This window comes from Variovorax sp. ISS6 (assembly GCF_056523145.1).
The window spans coordinates 4,757,591-4,770,104 of sequence record NZ_JAWRZC010000001.1 but is presented as its reverse complement, the minus strand read 5'-3'; the positions used below and the strand labels follow the sequence as shown (position 1 = coordinate 4,770,104).

General features: G+C 61.3%; 13 protein-coding genes. 5 read left to right on the top strand and 8 right to left on the bottom strand.

The window, feature by feature from the left end; all coding sequences use genetic code 11:
- The first annotated feature begins 364 nt into the window (after positions 1–364).
- The gene (locus AC1HIL_RS22160; RefSeq protein ID WP_056581617.1) at positions 365–1,291 is read left to right on the top strand and encodes a hypothetical protein; all 927 of its coding nucleotides are present in this window, start codon (positions 365–367) and stop codon (positions 1,289–1,291) included.
- A 60-nt stretch (positions 1,292–1,351) separates the two neighbouring features.
- On the opposite strand, the gene AC1HIL_RS22155 is transcribed toward AC1HIL_RS22160, so the two are convergent.
- Positions 1,352–1,702: a DUF2958 domain-containing protein gene (locus AC1HIL_RS22155; RefSeq protein ID WP_056582602.1), complete on the bottom strand. Its 351-nt coding sequence runs from the start codon at positions 1,700–1,702 to the stop codon at positions 1,352–1,354.
- A 448-nt stretch (positions 1,703–2,150) separates the two neighbouring features.
- On the opposite strand from AC1HIL_RS22155, the gene AC1HIL_RS22150 reads away from it, so the two are divergent.
- On the top strand, positions 2,151–2,438 hold the full coding sequence (locus AC1HIL_RS22150) for an ECs_2282 family putative zinc-binding protein (RefSeq protein WP_082548881.1): 288 nt from the start codon (positions 2,151–2,153) through the stop codon (positions 2,436–2,438).
- A complete protein-coding gene (locus AC1HIL_RS22145; protein WP_082548878.1) occupies positions 2,435–2,911 on the top strand; it encodes a hypothetical protein in 477 nt (158 codons plus the stop codon). The genes AC1HIL_RS22150 and AC1HIL_RS22145 overlap by 4 nt, the downstream gene beginning before the upstream one ends.
- A gap of 25 nt (positions 2,912–2,936) precedes the next feature.
- On the opposite strand, the gene AC1HIL_RS22140 is transcribed toward AC1HIL_RS22145, so the two are convergent.
- The 7 genes from AC1HIL_RS22140 to AC1HIL_RS22110 all read right to left on the bottom strand — a co-directional run bounded on the left by AC1HIL_RS22140 (position 2,937) and on the right by AC1HIL_RS22110 (position 10,254).
- Positions 2,937–3,755, bottom strand: a complete 819-nt coding sequence (locus tag AC1HIL_RS22140; protein WP_056581614.1) for a hypothetical protein — start codon at positions 3,753–3,755, stop codon at positions 2,937–2,939.
- A gap of 11 nt (positions 3,756–3,766) precedes the next feature.
- Positions 3,767–6,406 (bottom strand): AAA family ATPase, encoded by a 2,640-nt coding sequence (locus AC1HIL_RS22135; RefSeq protein WP_056581610.1) that lies wholly within the window; start codon positions 6,404–6,406, stop codon positions 3,767–3,769.
- Between the two features lie 119 nt (positions 6,407–6,525).
- Entirely contained in the window at positions 6,526–7,344 is an 819-nt protein-coding gene (locus tag AC1HIL_RS22130; protein ID WP_056581607.1) for a TIGR02391 family protein, read from the bottom strand.
- Between the two features lie 17 nt (positions 7,345–7,361).
- The gene (locus AC1HIL_RS22125) at positions 7,362–8,297 is read right to left on the bottom strand and encodes a hypothetical protein (protein ID WP_056581602.1); all 936 of its coding nucleotides are present in this window, start codon (positions 8,295–8,297) and stop codon (positions 7,362–7,364) included.
- A 12-nt stretch (positions 8,298–8,309) separates the two neighbouring features.
- A complete protein-coding gene (locus tag AC1HIL_RS22120) occupies positions 8,310–8,627 on the bottom strand; it encodes a helix-turn-helix domain-containing transcriptional regulator (RefSeq protein ID WP_056581600.1) in 318 nt (105 codons plus the stop codon).
- Positions 8,624–8,953, bottom strand: a complete 330-nt coding sequence (locus AC1HIL_RS22115) for a type II toxin-antitoxin system RelE/ParE family toxin (RefSeq protein WP_198149213.1) — start codon at positions 8,951–8,953, stop codon at positions 8,624–8,626. The genes AC1HIL_RS22120 and AC1HIL_RS22115 overlap by 4 nt, the downstream gene beginning before the upstream one ends.
- Before the next feature lie 101 nt (positions 8,954–9,054).
- Positions 9,055–10,254 (bottom strand): tyrosine-type recombinase/integrase, encoded by a 1,200-nt coding sequence (locus tag AC1HIL_RS22110; RefSeq protein ID WP_056581584.1) that lies wholly within the window; start codon positions 10,252–10,254, stop codon positions 9,055–9,057.
- Between the two features lie 257 nt (positions 10,255–10,511).
- Here AC1HIL_RS22110 and AC1HIL_RS22105 point away from each other — a divergent pair, with 257 nt between their 5' ends.
- Together AC1HIL_RS22105 and AC1HIL_RS22100 are read left to right on the top strand one after the other, a co-directional pair.
- Positions 10,512–11,150, top strand: a complete 639-nt coding sequence (locus tag AC1HIL_RS22105) for a DUF6806 family protein (protein ID WP_479670020.1) — start codon at positions 10,512–10,514, stop codon at positions 11,148–11,150.
- Positions 11,151–11,191: 41 nt separating this feature from the next.
- Positions 11,192–12,511, top strand: coding sequence for an MFS transporter (locus AC1HIL_RS22100; RefSeq protein WP_261212716.1), 1,320 nt, complete (start codon positions 11,192–11,194; stop codon positions 12,509–12,511).
- Positions 12,512–12,514 lie beyond the last annotated feature (3 nt).

Below are 12,514 nucleotides of genomic sequence, written 5' to 3'. Positions count from 1 at the left end.
CAAGCGAAGCGCGCAGGCCCGAAGCTGGAAGCCGGGCCGGAGGCGTCAGCCGAGCGGAGCGAGGGAACGATGGAAGCCCGTCAGGGGCGAGACGCCGCAGGCGGCTCGATGCGCAGCACGACAGCGCGACCGGCCATCTCCCAGGTGGCCGGGGACGCCCATGCAGTTTGGGCATCGCGGGATTTGTCTTCGGCGGATTTTTCGCGGACAATGTGGGCAAGGCCCTGTCCGCCTGAGCTTCGAGCGGCTCAATCAAGACTGCGTTCTGCTTTCCCCCCGTATTTCTTGCCACCACCATGCGATATCGCCTGGGCGTAGGCCAAGTAATCGCTCGATTGGCCTGCGCTGAAATCAGGAGAATCGTATGCCCATCGGCATTTCCGACCTTGCCCATTCTGTTCGCAAGAACAGCGTTTCTGTGGCCGCCCCTGTGCAGCTTGGCCATGCGCAGCAAATCATTGTTGCTGCACTCGGCTACAAGAGCCTTGCCGCCTACCAGGCCGCCCAGGTAGCCGCACTCGAACCCAAAGACTTGAGCAATGTCTACCACGTTGTACTCGACTACGACTCGCTCGATAGGCGCGCCAGCGAACTTGGCGCAGCCCCCGCGCCAAGCCAACTGCATGAGCTGATCGACGCAGCCTTCAAGGAACGAGCACCCCACACACACATTCACGCCTCTCACGCAGGCTTCGATAACTATCTGCGTGAGCATGTGGATCAGGTGGTCATCGAAGACGATGACGTGAACAGCGAGATGGCCAACGCCAATTACGATGGCATTGATGAGGTCTATTTCGATTTCGAGGTTGAGTCTGAAAACGTCCCCGTTGGCAGCTCGCTGGAAATCGACCTGGATGGCCATGTTGGCTTGGGCATCGACACTGAGCGTCCCTACGCGGGCCACATCGTGAATGTGGAGGGCACTTTGAGCGTGGAGCGATTGGGCAGCCAGTGCTTTGGGTCAGTGGACTGCCAAGTCACCAAAGCGGAACTCGATACGAACTGGGGGGATGACGACCACGACGGCGAGCCACCGCCGCGCAGCGTATCGCAATCCTATGCCGAACTGCTGGGCCTCGAACTGCATGAGGTTGGCAATCTCGCCGATGTAGAAGCAATGGAGTTGGACGGCAGTAGCGGTGAAATGGTCTACGGCTACCTCCTCGACTTCACGGACTACGCATCGCCCGAGATAGCGCAGAAGATCTTGCGCCGTCACTCTTCACTGCGTATCGAAGTCGGCCCTGGCTTCTTTGAAGGCGTTCGTAGCGACGACTGGCCTCGCTGACGATGCAGTAAGCGCATCCCGATACGGGATGCGCTGCTGGGCCATCCGCCCAAGGCCGAGTCAGACAGCTATCCGCCCGCTCAGCCGCGCCTCGCGCGCGTAGGCGCTCAACCGCTTCTCAGCGCGGAAAGACAGGTCGCGCTCGATCGGCAAGCCCAGCCCGCCGCGCACGATCGCCAACTCGCCCAGGCTGACCCAGCCGATTTCCGGCGCCCCCAGGCCCAGGTCGCAAAGACCAAAAGCGTGGTCGTGGTCGTCAGGATCAATCTCGGTCAGCAGCCAGGTCGCGCCGGCGTCCGGCGTGAACAGCTTGACCACGGGGGCCGGATCAAAGTCCGGGTTCTCCAAGGATTCGCGGCCGTTGGCCAGCAGTACGATGCGCTGCTCGTCAGTGATGAGTGCGTTGTTCATGGTGAACTCCTGCAAGGATGCCGGGCGGAATTGCCCGACCCTTCCGGGGCACGGCGCAGCGCAAGCAGTCAGGGGTCGCAGACGGCCGACAGGACGCAAGCGCGCATGGCGCGCGCCGCCCTTGACGGCGAGAACGCCGTGATACGGTGAAGGGAACAGCAAGACTGCCCACACCCGCCCGCTGCACACACTCGGCTTTTAGGGCAAGCGGAACGCGCAGGCTCGAAAGGGCCGGAGGCGTCAGGGGGCAAAGCCGAATGGCCGCGATTCGGCACGAAGCGCGGGGCGCAGCCCTCGAACCCGGCGGCGGCACGCCGGGACGCAATGAAGACTGTCAGATAGAATAAATAGGCATCGCGTCGACGAAAGATCCCCGTGCAGCGATGCTATTCTTTTCTTCGCTGCGATCATTCACGGCTCACAGCGTTGACACGATCGGAGATACGGCATGACGTTCAAAGCGGACAAGTACAACCGGTCGGTCTGTCTGAATTGCCCAACGTGCGGTGGCACTGAGTTTTCACACGACGGCGCTGATGGGCAGACGAGCGAACTGTTCACCTGCGGCAACTGTGGGTTGCAGATTTCCAAGGATGATCTCATCCGAGCCAACGATGAGAACGTGCAAGCGCATGCCAAGGAGATCGGGAAAGCCGTCGTCAAAGATCTTCAGAAGGAACTGCACGAATCGCTGAAGAGGGCATTCCGCGGCAGCAAGAACATCAAGATCCGATGATGCCCTTCCCAATCAGTGTTGGTGATGCCATCGCCATAGGCGCTCTTTTGCTGTCCGCGTACGCCACTTGGACGACGTTCAGATTCAATCAGAAACAGAACAAGTTGATTGAGAGCCAGGATCGACTGAACAAGCTACTTCTGGAAAAAGAAGCCACTGAAATCCTCAACATTAAGAAAGCGGACCTCGGCGCGACGTTCATCAAGATCGGCAGCAACAACCGACGGCTGAAAATCTGGAACAAGGGGAAATCGGCCGCGCGCAACGTGTCGCTGTCGTTTCCCGATGGCAACGACTGCCTGGTTCAATCGGACATCGACTCGAAATTTCCGCTAGAGACACTGGACACGCTCCAGTCGGTGGAATTGATTGCGTCCATATCACTGGGTAGCAAAAGCAAGCACTCCATCAAGCTGACGTGGAGCGACGATTTCAGCGATCACAACGAGAAGGTGGTCTACCCGACGATCTGAAAAGATGCCTGCGCAAGGCCACTGGCTAGGAATAGAGCTGGCCGTCGGGACAAAGCAGACCAAACCACCGCTGCAGTTTCTTTTCTCGCGTGGCGAACGATCCTTCCAGTGTTCCCAACAGGAGGTAGTGCGCGTCGAGAACATCGTGCTCGATTTTCTCGTAGGCTTTTCCGCTCAGTGTGTCGGGAACACGTCCACCATAACGACAATATGCGTCCAGCGCGAAAAGCAACTGGACCTGCTGCCAACGAAATAGTGCCCAATCCCGGGTCATGATCGTGGCAGGCGGTAGTGGAAGTTCGCCCGAAGGGACTTCCAGGCTCCCGTAGAACTTCAACATTGCATCGGTATTGGTCGCGATGACCTCCTCGGCGGCCTCCCGCAGTGACTGTCGCTCCGCGCTGGTGCCTTCCAGAAGATTTGGGATTAGGGTCGGAATCAAGCGCACCCGGTCAAGAAATCGTTCGACATCTTCACGAAGTTCCGCCGTCTGCTCCTGAAGCGCCTCAGCCGCCGAAGGCGGCAGCGCGTAGTTCGCGCCGGTCAGCGCCTCGTTGAATTGGAAGCGGATATCCTCGTACCGCGTAGAGGGCTTGCCGCAGGCTTCGTGCGACTCTATCTCCTGTTTCAGCAGCGCCCCTACGTGATTGACCAAGATCACCGGGTTCTCGATCTTGGGAAACTTGGCGAAGCAGCGCGAGCGTCCCGGTTCGGACGACGAGATCAACTCGTAGAAAAGTACGTCGGCCATCAGCAACTGGTGCGACTGCGCGAGTTGCAGCATGTGCGCCGCCGTCGATCCTTGCAGGTAGTTCTTGTCGAGAACAATCGTGGGCTTTGCCATTGAAGTCCGGATCAGCTAAAGGTCGCCGCCTGGGGCTTGGCTTTCTCCCATGCCTTGCGCGCTGTGTTGTACTCAGCCTTGATGCGGTCCATCTGTGCCAATTCGTCAACCACGAAATCAATCGTCAACGGCACTTCGTGGAAGTCTGGCGAGTGGGAGTGAGCATCGATGTATCGGGATAACATCACCATGCGCGTGTGAACCTGTGCAGCAATGCCTTCATCAAAATACACCTGACTGAGGGTGAAGGTGATGTTCTCCCGCCAGCGGCGCACGACATTGCCGAACAGCTTTCGCTGAATGAAGTCCTCATAGGCGGTACGCAGGCTGCCACACGCCTTCTCCAGGCTGTCGCGCTGCTTGTCGCCATCCAGCGTGCGGGCGACGTCAAGGTGCTTTCGTGCGCGATCGTGTGCAGCACCTTCGTAATGTTCGTGAGGGAAGGCCAGGCTGTCGATGACACCTGGCTCTTCGGCCTCGCCACGCCACACGGTCCGGCCCGCGAAATCGACACCCTTTTCCACCGCAGCCGTCGCCAGATAGTTCGTAAACAGGATGTCGTGCGTAAAGACGATCACCTGCCGCTTGGCGGCTTCGTCCACCAGGCGTTGTGCGATCGCCTCTTTGCGTACATGGTCCATCGAGGTCACGGGGTCATCGAACACCACGCCCAAACAGGAACCGTTGAGTTCCACTTCAGTGAGAAAGTCGGCCAATGCCGCGGCGGTCTGTTCGCCCTCGCTCAGCACCGAAGACGGGTCGATGCCGGCCACGCTGGCGTTGGCAATCTCGATTTTGCGATCAGTCGTTCCAGCATCGCCCGCGAAGCGGAATTGCACCGGCAGCTTGAGCTGCAGGGCGGCGCAGTTCTCCGTGAATCGCGCGATGAAGCCCTGCGCCACCAGTTCTGTGGCCAGCGCTTTCTGCTTGCTGGTCACTTCGCGTTGGGATACGGCAAAGCCGCGGATGCACGAATTGGCCTTCACCACCCATTTGAGGTCTGCCACCGCCGCAGCGATGGCATCGTACTGGCCGGAGAGCACCTGGCGATCGAGTAACAATCGCTCCTCTGCCATCAACGACCCCATCAGTACCTTGGGGTCCTTCTGTCGCAAGGCATCGTTGTCGGATTTCAGGCGCTCAACCAACTCCGTGATGCGTACCGAGACCGGGTCATGGTCCAACATGCTCAAGCCAGGGTCGAAGGCACCGGCAACCGCCCGCGCCAATGCTCCGATGACTTCCCGATAGCCTTCGACATGACTGGAAACCGCCGCGGCCATTGCGGCATCCACCTCGGTCAAGGTCCGGCGCGCGACACTGCCCTCGTCGAAGAAGGCGAGACTGATCTTCGACAACTTCGTGCCATACCCTGCGAGCGTTGTCTTGGCCTGGCCAAGCTGCGCTTCGACACCACTGGTTGCGAACTGATAGAAGCGGGTCAATCGTGCAATGCCGTCTTCGTCGAGAACCTGATGGCAAAGCACGCATCGGGCCGCATCCGCCTTCGGTGGAAACGCCTCGTCAGGATAGGCTTCGGCGTTGTAAGCAATGGCCGCAGCCAGCAGGTCACGCCATGCTGCTGTGCCGATGGGCTGCACCGGCTCCTCGCCCAACTGTGCCGCTGAGAGCGCTGACGCCTTTTCCGTCAGCGTCTGAATCTGCTTGACGGCATTGGTGATCTGTTCCGCGACTGCAGGCGATACAGCCATGTGCAAACCTGAGATCGATGCTTTCAGTGCGTCCAGATCGATGATGCGCTGCTCATTCTGGCGAATGATCTCCTTGGGATCGGTGGTCCTGAGTGTCGCGAGTTGCTGGACAACCGATTCCAGGCGCGCGCGCTCCTCGTCGCCGAAGGCGGCCAATGCCTGCAAGCCAACGAGGTCCGTCTGTGCCGTCAGGGTGATCAGCAGCGAAGCGACTTCGGACGTGCTGCCTGGAATCGCGAACTTGTCCGTAGCGTGGGAACGTAGAGCGATGTCATCGCGCAGCTTGCGCTGGAGCTTTCCGAAGACCTCCACCATGCGGGGAAAAACATCGAACAGATAAGGCATGACTTGGAAGGCATTGCGCTCATCCAGATGGACACGCACGCAGGTCGAGTCGAACACCGCGAAGTTGTCGCGCAGTCGCTGGCAAGGCTCCTTGTAGACAAATGTCGTGTTGGAGCCGTCGTCGAAGGCAAACGTCGCGCTAGGCGTGGGTTGTTTGTGCTTGGCCAACTTCACATCGCCGAGAATCGCGGTTTGCTTGGAACGGGTGAAGCATGCGGCTTTGAGCACTCGCGCATAGCCGGACTTGCCCGCACCGTTGGGACCATAGATCACAGTGAGCTTGCGCCCGAAAGTCAGTGTTTCACCCGGCGCCAGGGCGTTGACGCCGGTCAGTGCGGTCATGGCGGTCACTACGCTTGAGTCCGTTGTGGGGCCGCCTTGGATCTGGGGCAAGGCGATGTCCCATGTGGCGCGTGGCATCTCCGTGGTGGCCAGTTGCTGGTCCATCAAGTACTCGCGGTAGACCTCATCCAAAGCCTCGTCCGGGAAATCGACGGCGCCAACGAGTTTGACCAGCAGGCACCGCTGCCAGTTGGAAAGCGTCTTGCCCCAAGCGGACAGCGCATCGAAGACATTGAACGCCGCTTGCGACATGAAGATTCCTTGTTTTAAGCCATTTGAATCTCGTTCAACAGGCTGGGACGGTCTATTCAGAGGAGGCAGGTGATTGTCGTATCACGATACAACAATCGATCAGGACGGCGTTGCGACGCCTACGAAAAGGACACTGCCGCTTTCTGCACGCCATCCAGTTTTCTATGGATCAGTGAAACCAGCGTCAAGATGTCGAGCGCATCCTGCTCAGACATAGGCCAATTCGTCTTCGGGGCATGGGCCAAGGGATTGCGCACGGCGCCGAACAGACCGATTAGCAAGTTCGCAAATCCTCTCTGCTCGCTCTTTTCGGACTCGGTGCTCAGTGGTCCCAAGACCAAGATTGGCTGCTGACCCGCGAACGCCTTGTTCACCAAGTCGGCACCATCGCCGGTCAACCCCGACAGTATGCGAATTCGCTCGGCGACACCCTTGCTCGCCTCGAAGACCGCATGAAAATAGTTCTCGTCCAACAGCTCGGCTCGGCAGTAATTCAAGACCTCCGCATGGACGACTCTGCTTTCCAGCGCCGCCTTGAGACGTCCAGCGCGTGCGCGGGCTGCATCCAACGTCGTCGCCTTGTCGGCATATCCCACCTTGCCATCGTCGCGAACATAGAAGCCAGAGAACGCCAGCACGACATTGAGTTCATCCCGCAGCCAAGCAAATGTTCCAGGATCGCGCACGTAGTTCACCGGGTTCATTGCGCGGTTGATGAACATAATCAGATGGTTGCCTCGCTGATGCTTGTTCTGCAACTCGGCGAGCGCGTTGAACAACCGCTTCCACTTCGTCATGCCCGGCGATGGGTCGATCACTTCCATCTCTTGCAGCAGCCTCCCAATCTGTGTGCCACTCAAGCCGCGCTCGGTGTCTGCAAGCACACGGCAGGCAGCTTCAAGATGCTGAGAACTGAACAGGTCAATTTGCGCCGCCATTGCCGACCTCTCCGCGTTTAGCGGACGACAACATCGAACGGTGCATGCACCGAGCGAAAGGTAGCGAGGATGCGGTCACGGGCGCAATCCAGTTCGTCCGCTACACGAGAACTGAGCATGTAGGTGGGGCAGTCCGCCTTGCCGCATTCACAATGCCGGATCTCGCCTTCTCGGAGGCGAGAGACGAAGATGCGGCGCAGTTCATCGACTTGACGCACAACCTGGGCCAGCACCTTGCGAACACGCTGATCTCTGATGTGATGGATCGATGGAATGCGCCGAATTTCGGTGCCTTCACGTGTTCTCCACGCTCCGGTGTTGAGTGCTCGAATGGTGTCCTCAACAGCTTGCTGGAAGGCGGGTAGCGAACTTTCCTGTTGAAAAGGTGTGCGAAAAGCAGGCCGGTCGAATACGGCAGCCATCAAACCCAGCGCCTCGGCGTCGGATAAGCCAGGGAAGTCATCAACGAATTTTCGGATCTCAGCTTCGGCTTCGGGGAACTCGACTCCCTGGACGAAGCGGTGCAAGAGGTATTCGCCACGCAAACGCAGGTTCTCCTCGAACTCGACGCTCGACCAGATCGTCACATGCGCTACGCCAAGTGCAGCAGCGCTATCGCTGATCCGTGTTCTGCTGGCGTCAGAGACTGCACCACGACAGATGAATTTGAAAGCATCTGGCGTACCGCCAGTAGCCTCGACAGCCTTCTCCATATCGGTTCGGGCTTTCGCCAGGGTCAGCATGTCACGATTAGCGCACTGGATAATCGTCTTGCGCGAAGGTCGATCGTCAAACTCCTCGATTCCGAAGATGTCTCGTCCCTGGTCGCTACCCGATTGGCCGTGCCAGATCAGGTCGCGCCAGCCGGTACGAACGTGATAAGCAAAAGCAAGGCGCTCAAATTGAACGCCGCTGTAGTCTTCAAAGTGAATCGGATGAACGATGCTTGCCATAGGCATCGAACATCAAGCCGCGTGCGCCGAGGGCGCAGAAGCCAGCGGCTGCACAGCCAAGCGTAGGCCCATCGTCTTGAGGATGGCGGTCAAGCTGTTCAGGGCGGGATTGCCCTTCGGCGACAACGTGCGGTAAAGCTGCGTCGGGTTAAGGTGAGCCTGTTCGGCCACCGCCTGCACGCCGCCGACTGTCTGCGCAAGCTGGCGCAGCACGGTCATCAGTTCGGCTTGGTCGCCATCGGCCAGGATGTTGTTGATGACTTCAAGTGCGAGCGCCGGATCGTTGCGGTACAGCTCGGCCATCGCCTCGTCATGGGATTTGCCTCTCATTCGTCGATTCTCCGTTGCCAGTCCTGCCAATAGCCCACCGCCCGGTCAATGTCCGCATCCTGGGTGCGCTTGTCGCCACCACACAGCAGCAGCACCAACCGTTGCCCCGCTAGGCCGTAATAAACCCGATAGCCAGGCCCCGCGTCGATGCGCAGCTCCCACACGCCATCTCGGCAAAACTTGTGGTCGCCGAAGTTGCCTTGCTCGATACGGGCCACGCGGCGGATGACCGCCACCTTGGCTTGTGCATCACGCAAGCGCCGCAGCCAGTCGGTGTAGAGATCCTTCTGTACGTCGGCCGAGAGGTAGTGCTCGATTCGGTACATTGTTATTTTCGTTTATAGACGAATGGAAGTCAAGGAGAAGGGGCGAGCCCGCGTCCACATTTCCGAGACACTGTCTCGGATTTCCCGGGTGGGCCTCCTTCTCATGCTTCGACCTCCGCCTGGCGTTGCGCACCCGTGATCGTCTTGCGCCGGGCCGCCACTAGTTCGGCCGCTTGCCGCACCGGATCGTCCTCGGTATGGACGTAGCGCATGAACATCGCCGCGGTCTTGTGCGCTGTCAGCGCCATGCCGACCTTTAGGGGAACGCCCGAATTGGCAATGTCGGTCGCCGAGCGGTGGCGGATACCGTGAGTGCCGACCTTCGGCACACCGGCACGGTCAAGGATGCGCCGCCACGCCTGATAGTAGGTGTGGGTGCTGAGGGGCTTGCTGTGGTCGAGGATCGCCGGGCAGACATAGGGCGAATCGCCGTAGCGAGGAGCATTGGTCAGCCGCCGGCGGGCTTCCTCACTCAAGGGCTTGGACATATCGCCGGTCTTGCTGTCCGGCCAGACCACCCGGCCGTTGGGTAGGTCGAGCCAATCCCACTGCAAGAGCAGGACTTCCGACATGCGTGCGGCGAACTCGAATTGCAGCCGGACTGCCAGCAGGTGGGTGGGATGCTCCAAGCCTTCGGCCTCGGCCTTCTCCAGATAGGTGAACAGCTTGGTCATCTGGTCGTCGGTGATGAGCCGGGTCGAACCCTTTTCCGGGTACTTGGGGACGTGGCGGCACGGGTTGGAGCCATCGGGCCGGTAGCCCCACAGCTCGGCCAGGTTGAACATCTTGCGGACGAGCGACAGCACCCGGTTAGCCTGGGTGGGCGACTTCTCCATGCGCTTCATCAGCGCGGTGATGTCGTGGCGTGTGACCTCGTGAACCTTCTTGCTGCCGAAGGCCGGGATGACGAAGCTGTCGATCTGGTACTGGTAGCCGGCCTGTGTGCTGGGCTTGTTGTGCGGCTTGGAGTGGTCGTCCATGAACCGGCCGCACAGCTCCTTGACCGTCGGCGCCTTGCGGGATTCGGCCTTGTCGAGTCCGGGATCGCCCCCGCGCCGGACTTCGGCCAGCCAGTCTTGCGCAAGCAATCGCGCCTGTTCGACCGTCAGTTCGCCGAACTGGCCGATTGCCGGCTTGCGCCGCACGCCGGAGTTCGTGCGGTACTGAACCATGAAGACCTTGCGGCCCGTTGGTGTAATCTTGCACAAGAAGCCCGGAACGAGCGTATCCCGGAGTTCCACGTCGCAGGTTTGAGCCTGCGATGTGTCAACGACGGACTTGGTGAGTTTGACCTTCGCCATGAGGTGCTCCTGAAAGGCCCCGATTCCAGGGGCCGGCTAGGAGCCAGGCGGAGGGGAACCGGGGCGGTTTGCATCGCGCACCGGGATATGATCGAAGGCACTGGCCTCGGGGAAAACCTGCTGCAGCAAGCCTCATCCAAGCCCATCCTTAGTCCGGTGCGGATGCCATGCTCAGGCTTAAAATCCGCCGCTTCCTTAATCGGGGCATACGGGTTCGACCCCCGTTCCGGGCACCACATCTAACAAGGGAGCATTCAATGCCTCGCTACAACGCTCCATTCGAAATTCATGTGCATGGCGACGTGGCCCTGCGTTCGGACGTCGGTTTCGACCAGATCCAGGAAGCGCTGAAGCCGCTGTGGAAATACGCGGGCGCCAAGTCGCTCGCCGACGGTGCCGCCAGCTCCTACGAGGAAGAACCCGGCATCCGTTTCGAGCCCAAGGACCACATGCTCCAGATGTGCTGGACCGTGGCCGGCGACGAGGACTTCCGCCAGGCGCTCGACGAGATGTGCATGGCGCTGAACGAACTCTCCGAACGCGGCGCGGCCATCGAGGTCACCTTCTACGACACCGATTTCGACGAGGAAGAGGGCGACCCCGACGAGGAGTCGCGCGACGACTTCGTGATGCTGTTCGTGGGCCCGAATCCAGCCGCGATCATGCAGGTGCAGCGCGACCTGCTGATCGAGGACGTGGTGAACCTGATGGAGCGCCACTTCGACGGCGCCGAGCTCGGCGGCGTGGTGGCCGAGATCGACCGCCTGTTCAGCGACCGCTTCGATGCGCTGGTGAACTCGCTCGAGATCGGCAAGCGCCCGCGCGGCACCGGCGGCACCGGTGGTGGCGGCGGCAGCGGCCATGGCGGCGGACGCCGCCCGCGCCACCTGCACTGAGCGCCACACGCCTGCCACGCGGCGCCACCACCATCCGCCGCATGGCAGCGCTCTTTCCTTCCTCCGCCCTCAACGCCGGCGTGCGCAAGCGCGAGGTGTTCGGCTGGGCCATGTACGACTTCGCCAACTCGGGCTACACGACCGTGGTCATCACGGCCGTGTTCGCCGCCTATTTCGTGGGCGGCATCGCCAAGGGCGCGCCCTGGGGCCCGTTCGCCTGGACGGTGGCGCTCAGCATCTCCTACGCGATCGTGATGTTCACGATGCCGGCCATCGGTGCCTGGGCCGACCTGCGCGCGGCCAAGAAGCGGCTGCTGGTCATCACGACCGTGGGCTGCGTCATCGGCACCGCGGCGCTGGCGCTCTCGCCGCGCTTCTCGGGCGCCACGGGCGTGGCCGTCGCGATGCTGCTGATCGTGGTGTCGAACACCTTCTACTCCTACGGCGAGTCGCTGACCGGCGCCTTCCTGCCCGAGCTCGCGACGCCCGAAGGCATGGGCAAGGTCAGCGGCTGGGGCTGGGCCTTCGGCTATGTCGGCGGCATGCTGGCGCTGGGCTTGTGCCTGGCCTACGTGCTGTGGTCGCAGGCGCGGGGCCTGCCGGCCTCGCACTTCGTGCCGGTGACGATGCTGATCACCGCCGCGATCTACGGCACGGCCGCCTGCGCCACCTTCGTGCTGCTGCCCGAGCGCGCCAGGCCCAGTGCGCAGGCCCTCGGCGACGCCAGGGCGCCCAGCGCCTGGCAACAGCTGCGCTCCACCTTCCGCCAGGCGCGCGCCTACCGCGACTTCATGACCCTGCTGGCCTGCACCGTCTGCTACCAGGGCGGCGTGGCGGTGGCGATCACGCTGGCCGCGATCTATGCCGAGCAGGTGATCGGTTTCGTCGCGAGCGAGACCATGGTGCTGATCTTCGTGCTCAACATCGCGGCCGCGCTCGGTGCCTTCGGTTTCGGCTACGTGCAGGACCGCATCGGCCACAAGACCTCGCTGGCCGTCACGCTGGTGGCCTGGGTCGCGGTCTGCGTGATCGCCGCGGTGGTCACGACCAAGGGCGGCTTCTGGTGGGCCGCGGCCATCGCGGGCCTCGCGATGGGCTCGAGCCAGTCGGCCGGCCGGGCGATGACCGGCTACTTCGCGCCGCCGGCCCAGATGGCCGAGTTCTTCGGCCTCTGGTCCTTCGCCACGCGGCTCGCGAGCATCGTCGGCCCGCTGGCCTACGGCGCGGTCACCTGGCTCACGGCCGGCAACCAGCGCATCGCGATCCTGTCGACCGCCGTGCTCTTCGTCGCCGGCCTGCTGCTGCTGTGGCCGATCGACGTGCGGCGCGGCCGCGAGGCCGCGCTGCGAGGGCAGGGGTAGGTC

Excerpts from the sequence above, each read along its gene's own strand:
- AC1HIL_RS22160 (WP_056581617.1), top strand. The coding sequence starts at position 365 with ATGCCCATCGGCATTTCCGACCTTGCCCATTCTGTTCGCAAGAACAGC.
- AC1HIL_RS22100 (WP_261212716.1), top strand. The coding sequence starts at position 11,192 with ATGGCAGCGCTCTTTCCTTCCTCCGCCCTCAACGCCGGCGTGCGCAAG.
- AC1HIL_RS22110 (WP_056581584.1), bottom strand. The coding sequence starts at position 10,254 with ATGGCGAAGGTCAAACTCACCAAGTCCGTCGTTGACACATCGCAGGCT.
- AC1HIL_RS22155 (WP_056582602.1), bottom strand. The coding sequence starts at position 1,702 with ATGAACAACGCACTCATCACTGACGAGCAGCGCATCGTACTGCTGGCC.
- AC1HIL_RS22150 (WP_082548881.1), top strand. The coding sequence starts at position 2,151 with ATGACGTTCAAAGCGGACAAGTACAACCGGTCGGTCTGTCTGAATTGC.
- AC1HIL_RS22125 (WP_056581602.1), bottom strand. The coding sequence starts at position 8,297 with ATGGCAAGCATCGTTCATCCGATTCACTTTGAAGACTACAGCGGCGTT.
- AC1HIL_RS22105 (WP_479670020.1), top strand. The coding sequence starts at position 10,512 with ATGCCTCGCTACAACGCTCCATTCGAAATTCATGTGCATGGCGACGTG.
- AC1HIL_RS22130 (WP_056581607.1), bottom strand. The coding sequence starts at position 7,344 with ATGGCGGCGCAAATTGACCTGTTCAGTTCTCAGCATCTTGAAGCTGCC.
- AC1HIL_RS22145 (WP_082548878.1), top strand. The coding sequence starts at position 2,435 with ATGATGCCCTTCCCAATCAGTGTTGGTGATGCCATCGCCATAGGCGCT.
- AC1HIL_RS22120 (WP_056581600.1), bottom strand. The coding sequence starts at position 8,627 with ATGAGAGGCAAATCCCATGACGAGGCGATGGCCGAGCTGTACCGCAAC.
- AC1HIL_RS22135 (WP_056581610.1), bottom strand. The coding sequence starts at position 6,406 with ATGTCGCAAGCGGCGTTCAATGTCTTCGATGCGCTGTCCGCTTGGGGC.
- AC1HIL_RS22140 (WP_056581614.1), bottom strand. The coding sequence starts at position 3,755 with ATGGCAAAGCCCACGATTGTTCTCGACAAGAACTACCTGCAAGGATCG.
- AC1HIL_RS22115 (WP_198149213.1), bottom strand. The coding sequence starts at position 8,953 with ATGTACCGAATCGAGCACTACCTCTCGGCCGACGTACAGAAGGATCTC.